Here is a 22882-nt window from a genome sequence, read left to right as displayed (position 1 = left end):
GCGCGGATGCGGGGAGACCGCCACCGGGGCGGCCGCCCGCGGCCGGGCCGCCGCGGACGCCACGCCACGGCCCCCCGATACCAGTGGGCCGCCGCTGGGAGCGGTCTCAGCCCTGCGTTCAGTATGTCCGCGCCGAGTTGACTGCGGATGCCGTGGTGTTGACGATCCGTGCCGGTTCCAGATGACGGGCCCGGAATGCCTGCGGTGTCTCCGCGTGCGCGGCCCGGAAGGCCCGGCTGAAGTGTGCCTTGTCCCGGAACCCCCAGCGGGCGGCGATGAGCTGGATCGAGCGGTCGCTCAGCGCCGGGTCGGCGAGATCGCGCCGGCACCGGGCCAGCCGCTCGTCCCTGATGTACGCCGCGACGGTGGTCTCCTCGTCCTCGAAGAGCCGGTGCAGCGAGCGCACCGAGATGTGGTGCGCGTCGGCGATCCGGCCCGGGTCCAGCGAGGCGTCCCCGAGGTGCTGCTCCACGTACGAGCGCACCTGGGCGAGCAGGGCGCGCCGCCGGATCTCGGTGGGGACCGCCTCCTCGGAGACCAGGTTGCGGCCGAGCAGCGTGGCGACCAGGTCCAGGCCGATCCCGCCCAGCCGCTCGGCGTCGGCGGCGTGGTACTGCTCGGGGTGCGCGGTGATCCGGACGAGGAAGTCGGCGAGCAGGCCGCCGACGCCCTCGGAGCCGGACATCCGCCCGGCGAACAGGGGAGCGAGACGGCGGCGCGGCAGCGGCAGCGCGTCGTACGGCATCAGGGCCACGATCGAGCGGGCGTACGCGGGCCCGGCCGGGTCGGCGTGGTGGCTGACCTCGTGCGGGCGGGAGCAGTCGTAGAAGGTGAGGTCGCCGGGGCGGCAGCAGGCCCGCTGCCCCGCCTGGTCGGCCTGGCTGGTCCCGGTGAGCGTGAGCGCGAGCAGGTAGTAGTCCGGGTCGGAGCGCTGGATCAGCTTCGAGGTGCGGACGCAGTCCACCGACGGGTAGCGGTAGCGGATGAGCCGCATCCGGCCCAGCTCGACGAACTCGGCCCGCGCGACGAAGTCGTCGGCGTGCGCGGTGTGCACCCGCAGCGGCGTCGGGGTGCTGGCCATCATGTCCAGCCACATGCCGAAGCGCTCGCGTGGTGGCAGATCCTCCGTGTCGAGCACCTGCCGGCGCAGCTTCCCGTCCATCAACCGACCCCCGTGGTTCGTCACACCTGCTAGAACCAGGACGCCCCACGGGGCCGAAAAGCGACACCCGTGGGGCCGTGACGTCCGTCATTGACGGACCGGGGAGCCTTCTGTTAGCAGTCCGTTCAGTCGTTCAGCACCTGGGCCAGCCGGTCCCGGAACCGTCGCTCCGAGTCGGTCACCGTGTCGCCGCCGAGGCCCAGGATGCCGCCGGTGGAGGCCGCGCCCACCACCTGCTCGGCGATGTCCACCAGCCAGTGCCGGTACGCCCCGGCCTGGCCTTCGTCCACCCGGGCGGCGAGCAGGGCGGCGGCCTGGCCGGCCCGGGCCAGCACGTCCTCGATCATCGCCTTCGGGTCCTCCGGCGTGAGCACCGGAAGCTCCGCGCCGGCCTCCGGGTCGCCGACCCGGTCGACGATCTCGCCGGCCACCGCCGCGACGAGCGGGCTCGCCGACTCGCGGCCGGCGGCGATGGTCTGCAGCCCGGCGGCGTTCTCGGCCATGGTGCGGCGGGTGCCGTCGGACTCGGCGGCGGCCGCCGCGGTGAGCACCGACTGCGGCAGCCCCACCAGCAGCCCCCACTCCTCGTCGGAGACGCCGAACCGGGTGTACGCCGGCTGCTCGATCACGATCAGGCCCCTTTCGCCGTGGTCGTCGTTCGTCGACGGGCGCCGCCGCGGCGCCCGGGTCAGGCTAGTCGAGTTCCAGCAGTCCCTGTTCGGACACCACGGGCACGGAGAGCGTCTTGTAACCGACCTCGTCGAAGAGCACAGTCATCCGGTCCTCCTCGTAGCTGAGCACCAGGCCGGCGCCCCACTCCGGGTGGCGCACCTGGCTGTGCACGGGGAACGGCCCGACCGCGCCGTCGGCGGCCACGCTGGTGCCGGCGTGGCAGTTGTCGCAGTGCCCGCAGACCTCGTGCATCTGCTCGCCGAAGTACGCCAGCAGGGCCTGGCCCCGGCACCCGGTGGTCTCGGCGAACGCGCGCATCATGTCGGTACGCGACCGGGTCACCGTCTGCTGCCGTTCCGCCTCGGCCAGCGCGGCCCGGCCGGACTCGGCGGCCGCCGGGGCGTACCGGGGCGCGCCGATGCGCTGCCGGGCGCGCGGCTCGGCGGCGCCGACCTGCTCCAGCAGGGACAGGTACTGGCCCAGTTTGCGCGGGCCGAGCCCGGTCAGCTCGCGCAGCTCCTTGCGGTTGCGGGCCTTGCCGCGCAGCACCGCGGCCAGCTCGGTCAGCTCCTTTTCGTCCGGCAGCCCGCCGCTGAAGTAGCGCTGCAGGCCGACGTCCTCGGCGCGCCACAGCAGCAGCACCCGGGCCGGTGAGCCGTCGCGCCCGGCGCGGCCGATCTCCTGGAAGTAGCTGTCCGGCGAGTCGGGCAGCGCCATGTGCACCACCCAGGCGATGTTCGGCTTGTCGATGCCCATGCCGAACGCCGACGTGGCCACCATGATCGGCACCCGGTCGGCGAGGAACGCCTCGTGCAGCTCGTGCCGGGCCGCGGTGGGCATGCCGCCGTGGTAGAACTCGGCCGGGAAACCGGCGCCGGTGAGCCGCTCGGCCAGCTCCTCGGCCGCCCGCCGGGTCGGCACGTAGATGATGCCGGGCCGCTCGTCGTCGCGCAGCAGCGCGATCAGCCGCCGCCACCGGTAGTCGTCGGTGGGGCAGTGGGCCACCTCGAGGAAGAGGTTGGGCCGGTCCAGCCCGGAGACCACCACCTCGGGCTCGCGCAGCCGCAGCCGGGCGATGATGTCGTCGCGTACCGGCGGGGAGGCGGTGGCGGTGAGCGCCACCACCGGCGGGCGGCCCAGCCCGTCGATCAGGTGACCGAGCGCCAGGTAGTCCGGCCGGAAGTCGTGGCCCCACGCCGAGATGCAGTGCGCCTCGTCGATCGCCACCAGCGCCGGCCTCAGCTCCCGTACCTCGGCGAGACGGTCCGGGTTGCTCAGCGCCTCCGGCGTGATGAACAGGAACTCCGCGCGCCCGGCCCGGATGTCCTCGATCGCCTCGGCCTGCTGGGCGGCGCTCTCGTCCGAGCTGATCCGCACCGCGCGCAGCTCCGGGCGCTGCCGTTCGTTGAGCGCGGCGATCTGGTCCTGCTGCAACGCCAGCAGCGGGGAGATCACCACCGTGGGGCCGGGGATCAGGCTGGCCGGGATCTGGTAGATCGCCGACTTGCCGGCGCCGGTGGGCAGCACCACCAGCGCGTCGCGGCGCTTCATCACGGCGCGCATGGCGGCGAGCTGGTTGGGCCGCAGCGCGGTCCAGCCGAACAGGTTCCGTGCCGCCCGGCGCAGGCTGGAGGAGTGAGTGGTCAGTTTCATCAAGCGCCTCAGCTACCCCCGGCGATCCCGCGCGAAACCGCCTGCGCCGCTCACCCGCCCGGTGCGGATCAGCGGCGGAACATGGCGCGGATGGCGATCAGCAGGAACAGGCCGCCGACGATCAGGCCGAGCAGCCGTACGCCGGGGATGTCGGCGGCGCTGGTGGCGTCGGCGAGCGGCAGGGCGGACATGTGGGAACTCTCCCACGGGAGGTCGCGGGACGCCACCGGCCTAACAGTAAGGATTGTTGACTATTTAGCTGCGCGGTGTGACCATGTCAGCACCCGCCGGCCCCGGCGGGTCCGTGGGGGAGACGGGGGTACGACAGCACATGAGCGAGCGGACCGAGGGATCGACCGGAGATCTGGCGGCGCTCGCCGCCGCCGTCCTGCAACCGGGGTTCGTCGGCACCACGCCGCCGCCGTGGGTGTGCCGCTGGCTCGGCGAAGGACTCGGCTCGGTCGTCCTGTTCGCCCGCAACGTCGTCGACCACGAGCAGGTCGCCACGCTCACCGCGAACCTGCGGGCCGAGCGGCCGGACGTCATCGTGGCGATCGACGAGGAGGCCGGCGACGTCACCCGGATCGAGTCCGCCCGGGGCAGCTCCCGGCCCGGCAACTACGCGCTCGGCGCGATCGACGACCCGGCGCTGACCGAGGAGGTCGCCCGCGACCTCGGCGCCGAACTGGCAGCCGTCGGCGTCACTCTGGACTACGCCCCGGACGCCGACGTCAACTCCAACCCGGCCAACCCGGTGATCGGGGTGCGCGCGTTCGGCGCCGACCCGGACCTGGTCGCCCGGCACACCGCCGCCTGGGTACGCGGCCTGCAGTCCGGCGGCGTCGCCGCCTGCGCCAAGCACTTCCCCGGGCACGGCGACACCCGGGTCGACTCGCACCACGACCTGCCCCGCATCGGCGGCGACCGGGCCCGCCTCGACGCGGTCGAGCTGGCCCCGTTCCGGGCCGCCGTGGCCGCCGGGGCGCAGGCGGTGATGACCGGCCACCTGCTGGTGCCGGCGCTGGACCCGGAGTTGCCCGCCACGCTCAGCCCGCGCGTGCTGGGCGGGCTGCTGCGCGAGGAGATGGGCTTCGGCGGCGTGGTGGTCACCGACGCGGTGGAGATGCGGGCGGTGGCCGACCGGTACGGCTTCACCGGCGCCGCGGTGCGCGCGCTCGTGGCCGGCGCGGACGCGATCTGCGTGGGCGGGGAACGGGCCACCGAGGCCGACGCCCGCGAGCTGCGCGACGCGATCGTCGCGGCGGTGATCAGCGGCGAGCTGCCCGAGGAGCGGCTCGCCGAGGCGGCCAAGCGCGTCGGTCAGCTCGCCGCCTGGAGCGTCGCCGCCCGCGCCCGCCGGGTCGCCGGCACGCCACCGGCCGACGGCTCACCGATCGGGCTGGCCGCCGCCCGCCGGGCGGTCCGGGTCAGCGGCGACGCCGCGCTGCTGCCGCTGGCCGGGCCGGCGCACGTGGTGGAGTTCGCGCCGCCGCGCAACATCGCCATCGGCGAGGAGACGCCGTGGGGGATCGCCGCGCCCCTGGCCAGCCTGGCGCCGGGCACCACGACCGCCCGCTACGCCGCCGACGCCGTACCGGCCGACCCGGGCGACCTGCCGGCCGGACGGCCGCTCGTGCTGGTGGTGCGGGACCTGCACCGGCACGACTGGATGCGGGACGCGGTGCGCCGGGCGCTCGCCGCGCGCCCGGACGCGGTGGTGGTCGAACTGGGCGTGCCCGAGCTGGTCACCGGCGCGGTGCACCTGGCCACCCACGGCGCCACCGCCGCCGCGGCCCGCGCCGCCGCCGAGGTGCTCAGCGGCGGCCGCTGACTCCCGGGCCGGCCGGGTGGGGAGGTCCCCCGGCCGGCCCGGGCCTCACGCCGGGTCGGCCACCAGGTCGGCGTACTCGGGGTGACGCTTGACGAACGCGGCCACGAACGGGCAGCTCGGCACGATCCGGCCGCCCCGGGCGCGGACCTCGTCCAGCGCGCCCCGGACCAGCGCCGCGCCGACGCCCTGACCCTGGAACCGGTCGTCGACCTCGGTGTGCGTGAAGACCAGCACCCCGTCGCCGGGGGTGTACGCGGCGAACCCGGCCAGCGCGTCGTCCACCAGGATCTCGAAGCGACGCTTGGCGGGGTTGTCCTCGACCTGAAAGCTCACCGGGCCATTCTCCCTCCGGGGCCGGCCAGCCGGTCCAGTTCGGTCAGCAGCCGGTCCACCTCCTCGACCGTGTTGTAGTGGTAGACGCTGGCCGGGACCGCGCCGCCGTCGGCGCGCAGGCCCATCGTGCGGAAGTACTCGTAGGCGTAGTAGTCGCCGTGCGACAGGCACAGCCCCGCCTCGCCCAGCGCCGCCGCCGTCTGCGCCGGGGCCAAGCCGGCCACCCGGAACGACACCGTCGGGCAGCGCCGCGCCGGTGCGCCGTAGACGGTCACGAACGACCGGCCGGTCAGCCCGGCGAGCAGCCGCTCGAAGACCGCCTCCTCGTGCGCCTGCGCGGCGGCCAGCCCGGCGCGTACCCGCTCCCGGCGGTCGCCGGTCGCGGCCGGGTCCAGACCGGCCAGGTGGTCCACCGCCGCGGTCACCCCGGCCAGCAGCGGGAAGCTCGGCGTGCCGTACTCGAACCGGTCCGGCACCGAGTCGGCGGAGGGAAGCAGCTTCGCCGGGCGCAGCGCCTCCCACCGCGCCGGGTCGGCGGCCATCGCCGCCAGGTGCGGCCCGGACCACTTGTACGCGCTGGTCACCAGGAAGTCCGCGCCGAGCGAGGCCAGATCGGTCGGGCCGTGCGGCACCGCGTGCACGCCGTCCACGCACACCAGCGCGCCGGCCGCGTGCGCGGTCTTGGCGATCGCCGCCACGTCCGGCACGGTGCCGATCGCGTTGCTGCCGGCGGTCACCGCGACCAGCCGGGTCCGCTCGGTGACCAGGTCGGCGTACTGGCCGGCGGGCAGCTCGCCGCTCACCGGGTCGAACTCGGCCCAGCGCACCGTGGCGCCGGCCGCCTGCGCGGCCTGCACCCAGGGCCGGACGTTCGCGTCGTGGTCCAGCCGGGACACCACCACCTCGTCGCCCGGCCGCCAGCCGGCGCCGAGCGTCCGGGCGAGGGTGTACGTCAGCGCGGTCGCGCTCGGCCCGAGCACCACGCCCGACGGCTGCGCGCCGAGCAGGTCGGCGACCGCCGCCCGCGCCCCGGCGACCAGCTCCAGCGCCCGGCGGCCGGGTACGAAAGCGGTGCTGCGGTTGCCGGTGGCGGCGCGCATGGCGCCGGTCACCGCCTCGATCACGCCGGCCGCGGTCTGGGTGCCCCCGGCGCCGTCGAAGTGGGCGAATCCCTCGGCCAGGGCAGGGTAGGCGGCCCGGACCCGGGCGACGTCGAAAGCCATTCCGGCACCCTAGCGCGCACCCCGATCGCCGCGCCCGGCGTGGCCCCGGGCGTACGGGCGCGCTGGCGCAGTCCGCCTATCCTTGGGCGGGTGACGATCCGACGCGCCACCTCCGCCCCCGCCCGCCGTGCCGCCGGTCTGCTCGCCGGTCTCGCCCTCGGCGCCGCGCTGCTCGCCGGATGCAGCTCCGAAGGCGCCGAGACCGACTGCGGCCTCGACGCCTGCACGATCACCTTCGACCGCGGCGTGGAAGCCAGCGCCCGGATCCTCGGCGTCGAGGCGAAGCTGGTCGGCGCCCAGGGCGACCAGGTCACCGTCGAGGTGGCCGGGGAACAGCTCTCCCTGACCGTGGGCCAGCAGGCCACCGAGGTCGCCGGCTTCCAGGTCAGCCTGGACAGCGTCACCGAGCAGCAGGTGGTGCTGCGGGTCGCCCGCGACCTCGCCGGCTGATCCGTTTCGGCCGCTCCCGGCGGGCGCGGACGTTTGGAAAATCGCCCGCCGGGAGATTGAGGGCTCATGTCTCTCACCCGGAATGCCGGAGCCACCGCCGCCCAGGCTCGAAACAGCCGGTGGCTCGAACTGTTGACCCGTGGCGGCTTCATCGGATACGGAATCGTGCACCTTCTCCTCGCCTGGCTGGCGCTGCAGATCGCCTTCGGCAAGTCCGGCGAGGAGGGGAACCAGAACGGCGCGCTGCGCACCCTCGGTGAACAGCCGCTCGGGAAGTTCCTCCTGATCGCGATGGCGGTCGGCCTGTTCGCCATGGCGATCTGGCAGGCCTTCGAGGCGATCTCCGGCCACGTCTCCCGGACCGGCAAGGAACGCACGTTCGAACGGATCGCCTCGGCGGTCCGGGTCGTCGTGTTCGTCTGGCTGGGCTGGACCGCGATCAAGGTCTTCCAGGACGCCAGCGCCAACGCCTCGGACCAGCAGCAGCAGTTCTCCGAGAAGCTGATGGCCTCCGACGGCGGCCGGTGGCTGGTCGGGCTGGCCGGACTTGCGCTCGCCGCGCTCGGCGTCGGCATGGTGATCTACGGCCTGAAGAAGAAGTTCGAGCGCAACCTCAAGACCGGCGAGATGAGCCCGAAGACCCGCCAGCTCACCCGCCGTCTCGGCATGGCCGGGTACGCCTCCCGGGGCACCGTGTTCGCCATCGCCGGCGTGCTCGTCGTGGTCGCCGCGGTCAACTACGACCCGGAGAAGGCGCGTGGCCTGGACGCCGCGCTGCGGACGCTGCGCGACCAGTCGTACGGGCCGTGGCTGCTGGCGCTCATGGCGCTGGGCATCGCCGCGTTCGGCATCTATTGCTTCTTCCAGTCCCGGTACCGCAAGGTCTGATCCTGGTCGATACCCGGGCCGCCGGGCACCATTGGGCCTTTGCGCCCGATTCCGCCCGGTCGGAGGGAGAGAGAGTTCGTGCAGAGTTACGTCGTGACCATCGCCGCCGCGCTCGCCGCGGCGGCGATCGCGTTGGTGCTGGCCCAGGTGGTGCACCGGGTCACCCGCCGGCTGGGCCGCCGCTCGCTGCTGATGACCGAGCTGACCGAGCACGCGCACCGCGCGTTCCAGGTGGCCGCCACAGTGGTCGCGGTGCAGATCGCGGTGCGGTTCACCACCCTGTACGCGGTCGGCAGCCCGTGGCGGCAGTTCGTCCTGCACACGCTCGTGCTGGCGATGATCGCCGCCACCGCCTGGCTGGTGGCCTCGCTGCTGGTGGTGGCGGAGGACACCGCGCTGGCCCGGTTCCGGGTGGACGTGCCGAACAACAGGCACGCCCGCCGGGTGCGTACCCAGGTGGTGCTGCTGCGCCGGCTGACCATCGCGGTGATCGTGATCCTCACCGTCGGCGTCATGCTGATGACGTTCCCGGCCGTACGCGGCGTCGGCGCGGGTGTGCTGACCTCCGCCGGTGTGATCGCCGCGGTCGCCGCGCTGGCCGCGCAGAGCCTGCTCGGCAACGTCTTCGCCGGTCTCCAGCTCGCGTTCAGCGACGCGGTGCGGCTGGACGACGTGGTGGTGGTCGAGGGCGAGTGGGGCCGGATCGAGGAGCTGACGCTCAGCTACGTGGTGGTGCAGGTCTGGGACGACCGCCGCCTGATCCTGCCCACCTCGTACTTCACCAGCCGGCCGTTCCAGAACTGGACCCGGACCGAGGCGGCGGTGCTCGGCACCGCCGAGTTCGACCTGGACTGGGCCATCCCGGTGCAGGCGATGCGGGAGGAGCTGCGCCGCCTGTGCGAGGGCACCGAGCTGTGGGACGGGCGGGTCTGCGTGCTCCAGGTGACCGACGCGACCGGCGGCATGGTCAAGGTCCGCGCGCTGGTCAGCGCCGCCGACGCGGGCAGCCTGTGGGACCTGCGCTGCCTGGTCCGCGAGCACCTGGTGACCTGGGTACGCGACCAGCGCCCGACCGCCCTGCCCCGGCTGCGCGCCGAGGTGGGCGACGCCACCGGCCCCCTGCCCTGGCAGGCGGCGCAGCCGCGCCGCCCGGTCCGCCGCCCGGCCGGCACCGAGGCGCCCGACGACGCGCGGGTCTTCGGCGGCAGCGACGACGGCGAGGCGCGCAGCGAGGTGTTCGTGGGCCGCGAGGACCACGCCGAGGCGCGTCGCTGACCCCGTACCCCCGATCGGGGACCCCGGCTGCCCACGGCGCCGGGGGTTCCCGCGTTCGGGCGGCTTTCCGGCCGGACGGGTTTGGCCGGACGGTTGCGGGGGACGTGGTGCGCACGCCCCGGATCCGGCGCTCACGGCGCCGGGTTCCGGCGGCGCGCGGCCGGGCGGACCGGCCGCGCCGCGCAGGATTGACGGGCGGCGACTCCGGGCATACAGCGCGGTGATGACGAAAGGAGGACAGCATGGCTGACGTCGCGAGTCGCAGCACGTCCCGGACCGGGAACGAGCCGTCCACCGCGGAACTGGTCCAGCGCGCCACCGAGCAGGTCACCCGTCTGGTACGGGACGAGCTGGCGCTGGCCCGGGCGGAACTGACCCAGAAGGGCAAGCACGCCGGGATCGGGATCGGTCTGTTCGGCGGCGGCGGGGTGATGGCGCTCTACGGCGCCGGCGCCCTGGTCGCCACCGTGATCCTGCTGCTGGCGCTGGTCATGCCGGCGTGGCTGGCGGCCCTGATCGTGCCGGTGGCGTTGTTCCTGCTCGCCGGGATCCTGGCGCTCGTGGGCAAGAAGCAGGTCAGCCGTGCCGTCCCGCCGGTGCCCGAGGCGGCCGTCCGTAGCGTGCGGGCGGACGTCGACACGGTCACCGCCGCGGTGAAGGACGGGAGACGGGCATGACCGGCAACGGAACCGGGGACGTGGCGGCGCTCCGGGAGGAGATCCGCCGGACCCGGGTGGAACTCGGTGAGACGATGGAGCTGCTCGCGGCCAGGGCCGACCCGAAGGCGCTGGTGCGGCACTCCGCCGAGGCGGCGAAGGCGCGGATGCGCGAGCAGGCGTCGCTGACCGCGGCCCGGGTGCGCGGGCGGGCGGCGGAGCGGGCCCGGCTGGTCCGGGCGCAGGCGTACGAGAAGGGTGAGGCGGTCGGGCGCAACCCGTTGCCGTGGGCGGCCGTCGCGGCCGGGGCCCTGGTGACGGTGGTGGTGCTGGCGATCGTCCGAGGGAGGCGCAGGTGAGCGGGAAGATCGGCAAGGCGGCGTACAAACCGGTGGGGGTGCTGCTCGGCCTGGCCGCCGGTACCGTCGCCGGCGTGATCTTCCGCCAGGTCTGGAAGTTGACAGCGGGCGACGGCGAGGCGCCGAGCGCCACCGACGAGGACCGCCGCTGGGGCGAGGTGCTCGCCGCCGCAGCGCTGCAGGGCGCCATCTTCTCGGTGGTGCGGGCCGCCGTCGACCGAGGTGGAGCGGTGGGCGTGCGCCGGTTGACCGGTCGCTGGCCGGACTGACGAAAGGCCGGAAAGGCCCCTTTCCCGAGCGCGGGAAAGGGGCCTTTCGCATGGCTCCGGCGGGGCCGCGCAGCGGCGTCGGCGCGACCTTCAGGTCACATGTCGGAGAATTTCGTCCGCTAGGCTGTGCGAAGTTTTTGCGTACGTGGTTTGCTGTCTCACGCTGTTGAGAGACGCGTGGGTTGAGAGAAGTCTCCGGTACTGGGGGCCGCCTCAGGCGCCGCTGCTCGAAAACGGCCAATCGGCCGCACGGCGTGCTCGGCCGCCAGTTTTAGAAGGAGATACACATGGCGCAGGGAACCGTGAAGTGGTTCAACGCTGACAAGGGCTTCGGCTTCATCACCGTCGACGGCGGGGGTGCTGACGTGTTCGTCCACTTCTCGGCCATCCAGACCAGCGGCTACCGCACGCTGGAGGAGAACCAGCGGGTGGAGTTCGAGATCGCCCAGGGTCAGAAGGGTCCGCAGGCCGAACAGGTCCGCCCCATCTGAGCTGACCGCACCGGCCGCGCCGGCCGGTGCCGGAAGCCCCGCATCCCGTACGGGAGGCGGGGCTTCGCCTTGCCCGGCGCCTCAGCGGCGGGCACGCATGCCCCACCACAGCCCGACGAGTCCGATCAGGATCAGCACCGCGCCCACGTACGCCCAGAGCCGCTCGTCGCTCAGCGCGCTGCCCTCGACATACCCGAGCCCGAGCACCGTCCACAGCGCACCCAGCACCACGGCGAGCAGCCCCACTGTGAGCCGGAACCAGCCCCTCATCGTTCCCCCTCCGACGACGACAGTTCCGCTCCAGCATGCCCGGCGGCGCGGGCGGCCGGCGACGCCGCGCCGACCGGCCGGCTCACCACCGGTCGTGCACCTGCGGGCGGATCAGCTCGTCGTAGGCGGCCCGCACCGCGGCCAGCTCCACGTCGGTCAGTGCCGGCTGGCCGGCTGCCTCCGCGTTGCGCCGCGCCTGCTCGGGGGAGCGGGCGCCGGGGATCACCACCGTCACGCCCGGCTGGTCGAGGATCCAGCGCAGCGCGAACTGCGCCATCGTGCGGTCGTCGCCGACCAGCGGGGCGAGCCGGCGCACCGCGGCCAGGCCCAGGTCGTAGTCGACGCCGGAGAACGTCTCGCCGACGTCGAACGACTCACCGTGCCGGTTGAACGTGCGGTGGTCGTCCGCCGGGAACGTGGTGTTCTCGTCGTAGCGGCCGGAGAGCAGGCCGCTGGCCAGCGGCACCCGGGCGATGATCCCGACCCCGGCGGCAGCGGCGGCGGGCAGCACCTGCTCCAGCGGCTTGTGCCGGACCGCGTTGAGGATGATCTGCACGCTCGCCACCCCGGGCCGGGCGATGGCGGTGAGCGCCTGGTCGCAGGTCTCCACGCTGACGCCGTACCCGGCCACGCGCCCCTCGGCGACGAGCGTGTCGAGGGCGTCGAAGACCCGGTCGTCGGCGAAGACGGCGGTGGGCGGGCAGTGCAGCTGCACCAGGTCGAGCGTGTCGACGCCGAGGTTGGCGCGGGATCTGTCGGTCCAGGCCCGGAAGTTGTCGAGTGTGTACGCCTCCGGCGTCTGCTCCACCCGGCGGCCCATCTTGGTGGCCACGGTGAGCCCGTGCCCGGGGCGGGAGCGCAGGAACCGGCCGATCAGCGCCTCGCTGCGGCCGTCGCCGTACACGTCGGCGGTGTCCAGGAAGGTGACGCCCGCGTCGACGGCCGCGGCGAGCACGGCGAGCGCCGCGTCCTCGCTGACCTCGCCCCAGTCCGCGCCGAGCTGCCACGCGCCGAGTCCGATGATGCCGACGTGCCGGCCGAGCCGGTCGAAGCTGCGCTGTTCCACCCGGCCGAGCCTAGTGAGCCGCTTGCCGTGGCGCGCGGCGGGCCGTACGGTCTAACAAGACGTACGTACGGTTTGGAGGCTGTCATGTGGGATCCGCGCACCTACCTGCGCTACGGCGACGAGCGCTCCCGGCCGTTCCACGACCTGCTGGCCCGGGTCGGCGCCGAGTACCCGCGTGCCGTGGTCGACCTCGGCTGCGGCCCCGGCACGCTCACCGCCACGCTCGCCGGCCGCTGGCCCGGCAGTCGCGTCACCGGCCTCGACTCCTCCCCGGAGATGATCGCCCGGGCGAGCGCCGAGAGCGGACCGGTCGGCTACGCCGTCGGCGACGTCCGCGACTGGCGGCCCGAGCCCGACGTCGACGTGCTGGTCGGCAACGCCGTGCTCCAGTGGGTGCCGGAGCACCGCGACCTGCTCCGCCGCTGGGCGCACGCACTGCCGGCGGGCGCCTGGATGGCGTTCCAGGTGCCGGGCAACTTCGACGCGCCGTCGCACCGGCTGCTGCGCTCCGTCGCCGCGCGGGAACCGTGGCGCGACGCGCTCGCCGGCAAGCTGCGCGAGGCGCCGGTCGACGAACCCGTCGGCTACGCCACGCTGCTGACCGGCGCGGGCTGCGCGGTCGACGCCTGGGAGACTACGTACGTGCATCTGCTGCCCGCCACCGGCGCCGACCACCCGGTGCTGGCCTGGATGGAGGGCACGGCGCTGCGCCCGGTCCGCGCCGCGCTGGACGCCGCCGGCTGGGCCGCCTTCCGCGCCGAGCTGGGGGTACGGCTCGCGCAGGCGTACCCGGTGCGGCAGGGTCAGGTGTACTTCCCGTTCCGCCGGATCTTCATGGTGGCCCGCACCGGCGCCCGCGCAGAGGAGAACTCGTGACCGACCTGCCCACCTTCATCGCCGGACTACCAAAGGTGGAGCTGCACGTGCACCACGTCGGCTCCGCCTCGCCCCGGATCGTCGCCGAGCTGGCCGCCCGGCACGAGGGGCGCAGCCCGGTGCCGGCCGACCCGGAGGCGCTCGCCGACTACTTCGCGTTCCGCGACTTCGCCCACTTCATCGAGGTCTACCTCAGCGTGGTGGACCTCATCCGCGACGCCGACGACGTCTGGCTGCTCACCCACGAGGTCGCCCGGGAACTGGCCCGCCAGCAGGTCCGGTACGCCGAGCTGACCGTCACGCCGTACTCGCACGTGAACCGGGGCATCCCGGCGCCGGCGTTCTGCGAGGCCATCGAGGACGCCCGCAAACGCGCCGAGGCCGACTTCGGCATCGCGCTGCGCTGGTGCTTCGACATCCCCGGCGAGGCCGGCCTGCCCGCCGCCGAGCAGACGCTGCGGATCGCGCTCGACGAACGACCCGACGGGCTGATCAGCTTCGGCCTCGGCGGCCCCGAGATCGGCGTGCCCCGGCCGCAGTTCAAGCCGTACTTCGACCAGGCGCGGGCGGCCGGGCTGCGCTCGGTGCCGCACGCCGGCGAGACCACCGGCCCGGAGACGATCTGGGACGCGCTGCGCGAACTGGGCGCCGAGCGGATCGGCCACGGCATCTCCGCCGTGCAGGACCCGGCGCTGCTCACCTACCTGGCCGAGCGGCGGATCCCGCTGGAGATCTCCCCGACCTCCAACGTGCGGACCCGGGCCGTGCCGAGCATCGACGCGCACCCGCTGCCCCGGATCGTCGAGGCCGGCGTGCCGGTCAGCATCAACTCCGACGACCCGCCGATGTTCGGCACCACGCTCAACGACGAGTACGCGGTGGCCGCCCGGCTGCTGCGACTCGGCCCGGACGGCGTCGCCGCGCTGGCCCGCGACGCGGTGGCCGCTGCGTTCCTGCCCCCGGCCGAGCAGGCCCGGATCAGCGCCGAGATCGACGCGTACCGGGTGAGCGCGGCACGCTGAGCGGCCGTACCGGCGTCGGCCGCCGGGAACCCCGGGGCGGCCGGCGCCGCGCGGTCAGCATCACCCCGGCCAGGGCCAGCGCGGACAGCGCGGCGGCCGGACCTGACGCGACAGCCGCCGGCCGGACCGGGCCGTGGGCGAGCACCGGGTCCTGCCAGAAGGCGAGCGTGAGGGCGATGCCCAGGCCGATCACGGCGGCCCAGCGGAGCAGACGGCCGACGGTCGGCGTCATGACGGTCACCTCGCCCGGAACGACGGGAGAGCGCGCGACGGGAGCGAGGTGTGGGGGGACCGAACTCCCGCCGCGCGCACCGATCCGTCGGCCGAAAGGTGTTACGGGGCGTCCCGGCCGACGGAACTGATGGGTTCTGTCGGTAATCCTGGCAGTTCACGGCGGTTTCCCGGCCGTCGTTAAACCACCTTTAAGGAGAACTTGCGCCGGCCCACAGTCAAGGCGTCAGCGCGGACGCGGCCAGCGCCGCCCGGCACGCGGCTCGCGGGCGTCCCGGGCCATCCGTCCGACCAGCCCGAACCGGTTCACCGGCCGGGGCGCCGCGTCCGGGTCGGCCAGCAACATGACCACGCTGGCCCCGCCCAGCCGGGCCCGGTCGATGCTCACCGAACCGTTGGCCTGCAACGCGACCCGCTTGGCGATGTCCAGCCCGAGCCCGGTGGAGCCCTGGTCGCTCTCGCCCCGGCGCAGCGCCCGGTCCGGGTTCGGGATGCCCGGCCCGGCGTCGGCGATCCGGGTCTCCACCCAGCCGTCCCGGCGGCTCACCGCCACCTCGAACGCGGTGCCCTGCGGCGTGTACCGGAACACGTTGCCGATCACCGCGTCCAGCGCGGCGGCCAGCTCGGCGCGCGGCACCGGCGCCGGGATGCGCAACTGCGCACCGACCACCCGGTGCGGGCGGTTCTGGTCTCCGGCCAGCGCCGACCAGAACACCATCCGGTCCCGCACCACCTCGCTGACGTCGCACGACGCCGGCGCCGACTCCTGGCTCACCGCCTTGCGGGTCGTCTTGATCAGCTGGTCGACCTCGCCCTCCAGCGTGACGATCGCCTGCCGGATACGCCGGATGCCACGCCGCCGGTCCAGCTCCGCCTCACTGAACGTGCCGATGCTCGTGTCGTCGGACTCCAGCGCCTCGGCGTCCAGCCGCAGCGCGGTCAACGGCGTCCGCAGCCGGTGCGACAGGTCGGCGACCAGCTCGTGCTCGTCGGCACGCAACGCGACCAGCCGTTCCGTCATCCGGTTGAACGCGTGCCCGGCCTCGGCCAGCTCGCGCGGTCCGGTCGGCTCGACCCGTACCCCCAGCTCGCCGTCACCCACCGCGAGCGCCGCCTTGACCAGGTCGCCGGTGGCGTCCACGGCCCGGGCCGCCACCCGGTCGACCACCACCACCGCCGCGCCGACCAGCGCCAGCGCAATCCCGAGCAGCAGCAGCCAGCGGCCCCCGCCCTCGTCGAGCGCCTCGTCGGGTACGAAGACCTCCACCACGGCGACCCGCTCGCCGAGCACCACCGGGTCCAGCCGCAGCACCCCGCCGTCCACCTCGGTCACCACCGAACGCCGCTGCGCGGCGGCGTCGGCGAGCGCTGCCGCGTCGGCCCGGCCGGCGGACTCGTCCGCCCCGATGCCGTGCACCACCGGGCGCAGCGCCGGGTCGTCGCCGGCCGCGGCGGCCACCGCCCGCTCGACAGCAGCGGTGTCGGTGCTCACCGCCAGGGCCCCGGTCACCAGCGCGGCGCGACGCGCGGCGTCGGCCAGTTCCGCCTCCCGGGCCCGGTCGGCGAGGGTGAGCCCGAGCGGGACGAGGAAGGCGAGCGCGATCAGGCCGCACATGCCGGCGGTGAGCCCGGCCAGCGTCAGCCTCAGTCCGGCGCCACCAGCCGGAAGCCGACCCCCCGCACGGTGCGCAGGTAGCGCGGCTTCGCCGCGGACTCGCCCATTTTGCGGCGGAGCCAGTACAGGTGCACGTCGATGGTCTGGTCCTCGCCGACCGATGGCTGCCGCCATACCTCCTCCAAGAGTTCCCGCCGGGACACTACCCGGCCGGGACGCGCGGCGAGATACGCCAGCAGGTCGAATTCCTTGCGGGTCAGCGCCAGCGGCTCCCCGTCCAGCACCGCGCTGCGCTCACCCACGTCGACCCGCAGGCCGCCGACCGTGTGCACGGCCGGCGCGACGGTACGGCTGGCCCGCCCGGCCCGCCGCAGCACAGTGGTGATCCGGGCGTCCAGGTGCGCGCCGGTGAACGGCTTGACCATGTAGTCGTCCGCCCCGGCGCGCAGCAGACGCACCACCGACTGCTCGTCGTCGCGGGCGGTGGCGATGATGATCGGCACGTCGGTGATGCCGCGCAGCATGCGCAGCGCGTCCGAGCCGTCCAGGTCGGGCAGACCGAGATCGAGCACCACCAAATCCGGTGTCTCGGCGGCGACCCGGCGCAGCGCGTCGAGCGCGGTGCCGACGGCGTGCACCGCGTGCCCCCGGTCGGTGAGCGACCGCAGCATGGCGCCGCGCACGACGTGGTCGTCTTCGACCAGCAGGACGGTTGCCACGTCAGCACCGTACTCGTCGTGGCAAGCCGGTCGCGTTGCGGCGGTCCGGCGAAGCGGGCAAGCTGGGACGGCGATGACGTTCACGCTCTTCCCCGACACCCGCCTCACGCTCGCCCGCGACGCGCTGGCCGGCCTGTCGGTGGGCGACGCCCTCGGCTCCCAGTTCTTCGTTCCCGGCCGGCGCCCGGACGACCTCGCCGCCGGCCGGCTGCCCGCGCCGCCGTGGGAGTGGACCGACGACACCGAGATGGCCTGCTCGGTGGTGGCCGAACTGGCTGCCGGGGCACGGATCGACAGGGACCGGCTGGCGTTGGCGTTCGCGCAGCGCTGCGAGCCCTACCGGGGGTACGGGCCGGGCGCGGTGAGGGTGCTGCGGCTGATCCGTACCGGCACGCCGTGGCCGGTGGCCGCCGCGTCCGCGTTCGACGGGCAGGGCTCCTGCGGCAACGGCGCGGCCATGCGGGTCGCGCCGCTCGGCGCCTGGCACGCCGACTCCACCCGGCGCGCCGCCGAGCAGGCCCGGGCGTCGGCCGAGGTGACCCACGCCCACCCGGAGGGCGTCGCCGGCGCGGTGGCGGTCGCTGTCGCCGCCTCGCTCGCCGCCCGCGCCCGCCTCGACGGCGGCCGGCCCGAGCCGGCCCGGCTGCTCAGCGCCGTCGCCGGGGCGCTCGACCCGGCAGGGGAGGTGCACCAGGGGGTACGCCGGGCCGCCACGCTGCTCGGTCGTCCCGCCGCCGAGGCGGCCGACGCGCTCGGCAACGGATCCCGGGTCACCGCGCAGGACACCGTGCCGTTCACGCTCTGGGTGGCGGCCACGCTGCTGCACGACTATCCCGCCGCGATCCGCGTCTGCGTGGAGGCGGGCGGCGACGTGGACACCACAGCCGCGATCGTGGGCGGGATCGTTGCCGCGTACACCGGGGTCGGCGGGCGCGGCGGCGTGCCGCAGGACTGGCTGACCGCGCGCGAGCCCCTTCCCGGCTGGGTCACCACCCCCGCCTGACCCGTCCCACCCGCACCCGCGCTCGCGGTCCGCCGCCGTAGGAGTCCGAGATCTTGGTACGGGACGGCCCTCCTGGGGGCCGTTCCGTACCAAGATCTACTGTGGTCTCGCGGTGCTCCCGCTTGCTGGGCGGGCGGCGGTCAGGGGCGCGTGGAGGCGGTGCCGGCGGTGACGGCTTCGGAGGTCGCGCTCTCAAGGGCTGCGTTGCCGACGCGGGGCACGCTGTCTTGGGTCGCGGTGGCGTCGGGAGGTGTGCGGCTGTCGGGGGCCGCGGTGGTGTCGTCGAGCGGCAGGGTCATGGCGTCGCGCCGGCGGCGCCTGAGCAGCCAGCCGATCGCCGCGCCGCCGGCCAGTCCGGCGAGCAGGCCGCCGCCGAGCAGCAGGTCCGCGCTCGGCCCGTCGTCGGCCGTGCCGGCCGTCGGCGCGCCGTTCGGGGCACCGTTCTGAGCACCGCCCTGCACCCCGCCCTGGGCTCCGCCCGCCGCGCCGTGACCGCCGTGCGCGCCGCCGTTCGTGCCGGCGCCGTTCGCGCCGGGGTCGCCGTTGTGCGTCATGGTGCCCGGCAGCGGCGGCAGCAGGTCGACGGTCGGCGCCGGGTGCTTGCCGCCCGCCGGGTCGGCCCACTGCACGACGGTGCCGTCGGCGTACGTCTGGGTCACTGTGAACGTGAGCCGGTCGGTGGCGGGCATCGGACCCATGCCGAGCGGCAGCCGGGCCGCTCCGGCGCCGGTGCCGGGTACCCGCAGCCAGGTCACCGAGTGGGTCACCTGGTTCAGCTCGGCCGCGTGCATGCCGGGGACCGGCTGGTCCAGGGTGCGGGTGGTGATGGTCGGAGCCCAGTCCGGCACCGACAGCGGGTACACCTCGCCGATCGGGGCGTCCGGGGGCATGGTCAGTTCGATCTTCGTGGTGCGGGTGCCGGGGCGGTCCGCCGGCACCACCACAGACAGCTGGATCGCGTCGCCCTGGCGTACCTCGGCGGGGGAGGTCGTGACCGTCACCCCGGCCGCGCTCGCCGCGCCCGGCCAGCTCACCGCTCCGGCGAGCGCGGCGGCCAGCAGCGCCGCCGCCCACCGGCCCTGACGAATCATCCTCATCGTGGCCCCCATCCATCTCGACCGGGGCCGGTCCGGCTCCGGCCCCACCTGGTAGTTCGGGCGGCGGGGCGAAAAGGTTCAACGCGGGCCGAACTCGTTGCCGGCGGGCAGCGGCGTCGGCGACGGCACGCCTCGGGGCGACCGATAGCATCGCAGGGGCCGGTCACCGGCCGATCCGTACCGTCGACGACTAGGAGTCACCGTGTCCGCACCCCGTACCCCCGTCGTGGCCGACCCCGTCGTCGTCGCCGCCGGGACCACGGCGGCCGACGCGGTGGCCGCGGCCGGCCTGCCGATGAGCGGGCCGAAGGCGATCGTGGTGGTCCGCGATCCGCAGGGCCAGCTGCGCGACCTGGACTGGCGTCCGGCCGAGGAGGTCGCGGTCGAGCCGGTCGCGCTGGACAGCCCGGACGGGCTGAACGTGCTGCGCCACTCCACCGCGCACGTGCTGGCCCAGGCGGTGCAGGACGTCTTCCCGGAGGCGAAGCTCGGCATCGGCCCGCCGATCGAGAACGGCTTCTACTACGACTTCGGCGTCGACAAGCCGTTCCAGCCGGACGACCTGGCCAAGCTCGAGAAGCGCATGCAGGAGATCGTCAAGTCCGGCCAGCGGTTCCGCCGCCGCCGGTTCGCCGACCTGGACGAGGCGCGGTCCGAGCTGGCCGCCGAGCCGTTCAAGCTGGAGCTGATCGAGGTCAAGGGGGAGGGGCTGGACTCCTCCGAGGTGATGGAGGTGGGCGGCGGCGAGCTGACCATCTACGACAACCTCGCCGCGAACGAGGACAAGGTCTGCTGGTCGGACCTGTGCCGCGGCCCGCACCTGCCGAACACCCGGCTGATCGGCGCGTTCAAGCTGATGCGCTCGGCCGCCGCGTACTGGCGCGGGTCGGAGAAGAACCCGCAGCTGCAGCGCGTGTACGGCACCGCGTGGCCGACCCGCGACGAGCTCAAGGCGTACCTGAAGCTCCTGGAGGAGGCCGCCCGCCGCGACCACCGCAAGCTCGGCGCGGACCTCGACCTGTTCAGCTTCCCCGACGAGATCGGCTCCGGCCTGCCGGTCTTCCACCCCAAGGGTGGCGTGCTCAAGCGGGTGATGGAGGACTACGTCCGGGCGCGGCACGTCGAGGAGGGCTTCGACTACGTCGGGACGCCGCACATCTCCAAGGAAGGGCTCTTCCACACGTCGGGACACCTGCCCTACTACAAGGACACGATGTTCCCGCCGATGGAGATGGAGGGCAGCGACTACTACCTCAAGGCCATGAACTGCCCGATGCACAACCTGATCTACCGGTCGCGCGGGCGGTCCTACCGGCAGCTGCCGCTGCGGCTGTTCGAGTTCGGCACGGTCTACCGGTACGAGAAGTCGGGCGTCATCCACGGCCTGACCCGGGTGCGCGGCTTCACCCAGGACGACTCGCACTCCTACTGCACGAAGGAGCAGGCGCCGGCCGAGATCAAGCACCTGCTCGGCTTCGTGCTCAGCTTGCTGCGCGACTTCGGCATCGACGACTTCTACCTGGAGCTGTCGACCCGCGACGACTCGAAGCCGGACAAGTTCGTCGGGTCCGACGAGGACTGGGCGACCGCTACCGCCGTGCTGGAGCAGTGCGCGCTGGAGACCGGGCTGGAGCTGGTGCCGGACCCGGGCGGCGCGGCGTTCTACGGCCCGAAGATCTCCGTGCAGGCCAAGGACGCCATCGGCCGGACCTGGCAGATGTCGACGATTCAGTACGATTTCAACCAGCCGAAGGGCTTCGGGCTGGAGTACCAGGCGGCCGACGGCACCCGGCAGCAGCCGGTGATGATCCACTGCGCCAAGTTCGGGTCGATCGAGCGGTTCATCGGCGTGCTCACCGAGCACTACGCGGGCGCGTTCCCGGCCTGGCTGGCGCCGGTGCAGGTGGTCGGCATCCCGATCCGCGAGGAGCACGGCGACTACCTGGTCGACTTCGCCGCGACGCTGCGCCGGCACGGCGTCCGGGCCGAGGTGGACCTGGGCGACGACCGGATGCAGAAGAAGATCCGCAACGCGCAGCAGCAGAAGATCCCGTTCATGGTGATCGCCGGGGACGACGACGTGGCCGCCGGCACCGTCTCGTTCCGCTACCGGGACGGCTCGCAGCGCAACGGCGTGCCGATCGACGAGGCGGTCGCGCACGTGCGCGAGGTGGTGGAGTCGCGCACCAACGCCGGTCCTGCCGCCGAGCGGGCCGGATCGTAGGATCGCCGGTGTGACAGGGGCGGAGCGGGACACCGGGTACGGCGGCGACAACGGTCTGGCGGACGGGCTGGACCGGCTCTGGACGCCGCACCGGATGACCTACATCTCCGGCGAGGACCGGCCCGAGGGCGGGTACGAGAAGCCGGCCGGCTGCCCGTTCTGCCTCGCGCCCGGGCTGCCGGCCGAGGAGTCCCTGGTGGTGGCCCGGGGCGAGCACGTCTTCGCGGTGCTCAACCTCTACCCGTACAACCCCGGGCACCTGCTGGTCTGCCCCTACCGGCACGTGGCCGACTACACGGAGCTGGACGAGCCGGAGACGGTCGAGCTGGCCGCGTTCACCAAGGCCGCCATGCGGGTGGTCCGGCACGTCTCCAGCGCGCACGGCTTCAACCTGGGCATGAACCAGGGTGGCGTGGCGGGCGCGGGCATCGCCGCGCACCTGCACCAGCACGTGGTGCCGCGCTGGGGCGGCGACGCCAACTTCATGCCGGTGATCGGCCGGACGAAGGTGCTGCCGCAACTGCTCGCCGACACCCGGGAACTGCTCGCCAAGGCGTGGGCGGCGGCCTGACGCCGGCCCGTTCCGACAGTACGATCTTGCGCATGGCTCTCCTGCACCGCGCGGAACTGCGCCCCTCGAAACTGGAGCTGCTCGTACCCTGGCTGCCCGGCCGGTCCTGGTTCGCCGGGGAGGCGGGCGCGGAGGTCACCCGGGTCGCGGCGTACCGGTTCGACGATCCGGCCGGTGAGGTGGGCGTCGAGACGCTGCTCGTGCGCGCCGGTGACGGCCCGGTGCTCCAGGTGCCGCTGACCTACCGGGGCGCGCCGCTGGCCGGGGCGGACGACTTCTTCGTGGGTCTCGTCGAGCACTCGGTGCTCGGCCGCCGCTGGGTGTACGACGCCTGCGGCGACCCGGTGTACCCGCCGCTGCTTGCTGCCGCAGTGCTCGCCGATGCCGGCCAGGCCGAGGAGTACTTCGAGGTCGACGGCAAGCGTGAGATGCGTCCGGCGAGCATGACGCTGACCGGGAGCCGGACCGGCCGCCCGGTGCCGACCGGTCCGGCTTCGGCTGGTTCGGTGTCGGCTGGTTCGGTTTCGACTGGTTCGGTTTCGACTGGTTCGGTTTCGACCGGCTCGGGTGACGGCGGCGTGACGGTGGTCCGGGTGGGGGACGTCGAGCTTGCGGTGGTCCGGCGGCCCGTACCGGCCGAGGTGCCGGGCTCCGGCGGGCTCACCGGCTCCTGGCCGGGTCAGGACGAGCCGGTGCTGCTGGCCTACGCGCGCTGACGGCTCGCCGGGCAGCGGCGTTCCTCCGCAGAGCCGGATCGGGAGGGATGACCTCGGACCGATATACCTCAGAGGCATATTTATGGGTCTTGTGACGTGTCTGTGGGTGGTTGGGCGCGTCGTTGATGGCGCACGCCGTTGTCCTGCCTAGGTTCTGGCTTGTCGAAGGTCAGAACTTGATGGGCGGGAGAACGGCGTGCGTTCTGCCAG

General features: G+C 74.0%; 26 protein-coding genes. 14 read left to right on the top strand and 12 right to left on the bottom strand.

From position 1 onward, the window contains the following. Positions 1 to 118 precede the first annotated feature (118 nt). From BAW75_RS27610 to BAW75_RS33280, 4 genes are all read right to left on the bottom strand, one after another. A complete protein-coding gene (locus BAW75_RS27610; protein WP_043325022.1) occupies positions 119 to 1162 on the bottom strand; it encodes an AraC-like ligand-binding domain-containing protein in 1044 nt (347 codons plus the stop codon). A gap of 125 nt (positions 1163 to 1287) precedes the next feature. Continuing rightward, on the bottom strand, positions 1288 to 1791 hold the full coding sequence (locus BAW75_RS27605) for a hypothetical protein (protein ID WP_104115449.1): 504 nt from the start codon (positions 1789 to 1791) through the stop codon (positions 1288 to 1290). Between the two features lie 64 nt (positions 1792 to 1855). After that, positions 1856 to 3487 (bottom strand): RecQ family ATP-dependent DNA helicase, encoded by a 1632-nt coding sequence (locus BAW75_RS27600; RefSeq protein ID WP_104115447.1) that lies wholly within the window; start codon positions 3485 to 3487, stop codon positions 1856 to 1858. Between the two features lie 68 nt (positions 3488 to 3555). After that, positions 3556 to 3678, bottom strand: coding sequence for a hypothetical protein (locus BAW75_RS33280; RefSeq protein ID WP_255358596.1), 123 nt, complete (start codon positions 3676 to 3678; stop codon positions 3556 to 3558). A 140-nt stretch (positions 3679 to 3818) separates the two neighbouring features. On the opposite strand from BAW75_RS33280, the gene BAW75_RS27595 reads away from it, so the two are divergent. Continuing rightward, entirely contained in the window at positions 3819 to 5318 is a 1500-nt protein-coding gene (locus tag BAW75_RS27595) for a glycoside hydrolase family 3 protein (RefSeq protein ID WP_104115446.1), read from the top strand. A 45-nt stretch (positions 5319 to 5363) separates the two neighbouring features. Here BAW75_RS27595 and BAW75_RS27590 read toward each other — a convergent pair whose 3' ends face one another. Both BAW75_RS27590 and BAW75_RS27585 read right to left on the bottom strand, forming a co-directional pair. After that, a complete protein-coding gene (locus BAW75_RS27590; protein ID WP_064448745.1) occupies positions 5364 to 5651 on the bottom strand; it encodes a GNAT family N-acetyltransferase in 288 nt (95 codons plus the stop codon). Continuing rightward, entirely contained in the window at positions 5648 to 6874 is a 1227-nt protein-coding gene (locus BAW75_RS27585) for a cysteine desulfurase-like protein (protein ID WP_104115444.1), read from the bottom strand. Before BAW75_RS27585 ends, BAW75_RS27590 begins: the two co-directional genes overlap by 4 nt. Positions 6875 to 6964: 90 nt before the next feature. Here BAW75_RS27585 and BAW75_RS27580 point away from each other — a divergent pair, with 90 nt between their 5' ends. The 7 genes from BAW75_RS27580 (at position 6965) to BAW75_RS27550 (ending at position 11262) form a co-directional block, all read left to right on the top strand. Beyond that, positions 6965 to 7324: a hypothetical protein gene (locus tag BAW75_RS27580; RefSeq protein ID WP_043325017.1), complete on the top strand. Its 360-nt coding sequence runs from the start codon at positions 6965 to 6967 to the stop codon at positions 7322 to 7324. 66 nt (positions 7325 to 7390) lie between these two features. After that, positions 7391 to 8212 (top strand): DUF1206 domain-containing protein, encoded by an 822-nt coding sequence (locus tag BAW75_RS27575; RefSeq protein WP_104115443.1) that lies wholly within the window; start codon positions 7391 to 7393, stop codon positions 8210 to 8212. 78 nt (positions 8213 to 8290) lie between these two features. Beyond that, positions 8291 to 9487, top strand: coding sequence for a mechanosensitive ion channel family protein (locus BAW75_RS27570; protein ID WP_043325015.1), 1197 nt, complete (start codon positions 8291 to 8293; stop codon positions 9485 to 9487). Positions 9488 to 9729: 242 nt separating this feature from the next. Next, positions 9730 to 10164, top strand: coding sequence for a phage holin family protein (locus tag BAW75_RS27565; protein ID WP_104115442.1), 435 nt, complete (start codon positions 9730 to 9732; stop codon positions 10162 to 10164). After that, a complete protein-coding gene (locus BAW75_RS27560; RefSeq protein WP_043325013.1) occupies positions 10161 to 10502 on the top strand; it encodes a DUF3618 domain-containing protein in 342 nt (113 codons plus the stop codon). The genes BAW75_RS27565 and BAW75_RS27560 overlap by 4 nt, the downstream gene beginning before the upstream one ends. Beyond that, positions 10499 to 10771, top strand: a complete 273-nt coding sequence (locus tag BAW75_RS27555) for a DUF4235 domain-containing protein (RefSeq protein WP_043325012.1) — start codon at positions 10499 to 10501, stop codon at positions 10769 to 10771. The genes BAW75_RS27560 and BAW75_RS27555 overlap by 4 nt, the downstream gene beginning before the upstream one ends. Positions 10772 to 11058: 287 nt before the next feature. After that, the gene (locus tag BAW75_RS27550) at positions 11059 to 11262 is read left to right on the top strand and encodes a cold-shock protein (RefSeq protein ID WP_007075740.1); all 204 of its coding nucleotides are present in this window, start codon (positions 11059 to 11061) and stop codon (positions 11260 to 11262) included. Between the two features lie 81 nt (positions 11263 to 11343). Here the strand turns inward: BAW75_RS27550 and BAW75_RS27545 are convergent, their stop codons facing one another. Together BAW75_RS27545 and BAW75_RS27540 are read right to left on the bottom strand one after the other, a co-directional pair. After that, a complete protein-coding gene (locus BAW75_RS27545) occupies positions 11344 to 11532 on the bottom strand; it encodes a hypothetical protein (protein ID WP_043325011.1) in 189 nt (62 codons plus the stop codon). Positions 11533 to 11614: 82 nt separating this feature from the next. Next, a complete protein-coding gene (locus BAW75_RS27540; protein ID WP_064448742.1) occupies positions 11615 to 12598 on the bottom strand; it encodes an aldo/keto reductase in 984 nt (327 codons plus the stop codon). An 84-nt stretch (positions 12599 to 12682) separates the two neighbouring features. On the opposite strand from BAW75_RS27540, the gene BAW75_RS27535 reads away from it, so the two are divergent. Together BAW75_RS27535 and BAW75_RS27530 are read left to right on the top strand one after the other, a co-directional pair. Continuing rightward, the gene (locus BAW75_RS27535) at positions 12683 to 13474 is read left to right on the top strand and encodes a trans-aconitate 2-methyltransferase (RefSeq protein WP_069089894.1); all 792 of its coding nucleotides are present in this window, start codon (positions 12683 to 12685) and stop codon (positions 13472 to 13474) included. Next, complete coding sequence (locus BAW75_RS27530) at positions 13471 to 14496, top strand: adenosine deaminase (protein WP_064448740.1); 1026 nt, start codon at positions 13471 to 13473, stop codon at positions 14494 to 14496. The genes BAW75_RS27535 and BAW75_RS27530 overlap by 4 nt, the downstream gene beginning before the upstream one ends. On the opposite strand, the gene BAW75_RS27525 is transcribed toward BAW75_RS27530, so the two are convergent. The 3 genes from BAW75_RS27525 to BAW75_RS27515 all read right to left on the bottom strand — a co-directional run bounded on the left by BAW75_RS27525 (position 14453) and on the right by BAW75_RS27515 (position 17061). Then, positions 14453 to 14728, bottom strand: a complete 276-nt coding sequence (locus BAW75_RS27525; RefSeq protein ID WP_113973165.1) for a hypothetical protein — start codon at positions 14726 to 14728, stop codon at positions 14453 to 14455. The two genes, BAW75_RS27530 and BAW75_RS27525, sit on opposite strands and share 44 nt — an antisense overlap. Positions 14729 to 14953: 225 nt before the next feature. Then, positions 14954 to 16342 carry a HAMP domain-containing sensor histidine kinase gene (locus BAW75_RS27520; protein ID WP_208635322.1) on the bottom strand — a complete coding sequence of 463 codons (1389 nt, stop codon included), beginning with the start codon at positions 16340 to 16342 and terminating at the stop codon, positions 14954 to 14956. 29 nt (positions 16343 to 16371) lie between these two features. Then, positions 16372 to 17061 (bottom strand): response regulator transcription factor, encoded by a 690-nt coding sequence (locus tag BAW75_RS27515; protein WP_064448739.1) that lies wholly within the window; start codon positions 17059 to 17061, stop codon positions 16372 to 16374. Between the two features lie 73 nt (positions 17062 to 17134). Here BAW75_RS27515 and BAW75_RS27510 point away from each other — a divergent pair, with 73 nt between their 5' ends. Beyond that, positions 17135 to 18064 carry an ADP-ribosylglycohydrolase family protein gene (locus tag BAW75_RS27510; protein WP_069090024.1) on the top strand — a complete coding sequence of 310 codons (930 nt, stop codon included), beginning with the start codon at positions 17135 to 17137 and terminating at the stop codon, positions 18062 to 18064. A 140-nt stretch (positions 18065 to 18204) separates the two neighbouring features. On the opposite strand, the gene BAW75_RS27505 is transcribed toward BAW75_RS27510, so the two are convergent. After that, the gene (locus tag BAW75_RS27505) at positions 18205 to 19161 is read right to left on the bottom strand and encodes a YcnI family protein (RefSeq protein ID WP_104115441.1); all 957 of its coding nucleotides are present in this window, start codon (positions 19159 to 19161) and stop codon (positions 18205 to 18207) included. A 202-nt stretch (positions 19162 to 19363) separates the two neighbouring features. On the opposite strand from BAW75_RS27505, the gene thrS reads away from it, so the two are divergent. The 3 genes from thrS to BAW75_RS27490 are packed head-to-tail and all read left to right on the top strand — an operon-like array spanning position 19364 to position 22672. After that, entirely contained in the window at positions 19364 to 21385 is a 2022-nt protein-coding gene (gene thrS / locus BAW75_RS27500; RefSeq protein ID WP_043325007.1) for a threonine--tRNA ligase, read from the top strand. A gap of 10 nt (positions 21386 to 21395) precedes the next feature. Beyond that, positions 21396 to 21956 carry an HIT family protein gene (locus tag BAW75_RS27495; RefSeq protein ID WP_043325006.1) on the top strand — a complete coding sequence of 187 codons (561 nt, stop codon included), beginning with the start codon at positions 21396 to 21398 and terminating at the stop codon, positions 21954 to 21956. A 32-nt stretch (positions 21957 to 21988) separates the two neighbouring features. Then, positions 21989 to 22672, top strand: coding sequence for a CG0192-related protein (locus tag BAW75_RS27490; RefSeq protein ID WP_104115457.1), 684 nt, complete (start codon positions 21989 to 21991; stop codon positions 22670 to 22672). Positions 22673 to 22882 lie beyond the last annotated feature (210 nt).

The organism is Micromonospora chalcea (genome assembly GCF_002926165.1).
Lineage (GTDB): Bacteria > Actinomycetota > Actinomycetes > Mycobacteriales > Micromonosporaceae > Micromonospora > Micromonospora chalcea.
This window is presented reverse-complemented; position numbering and strand designations above follow the sequence as displayed.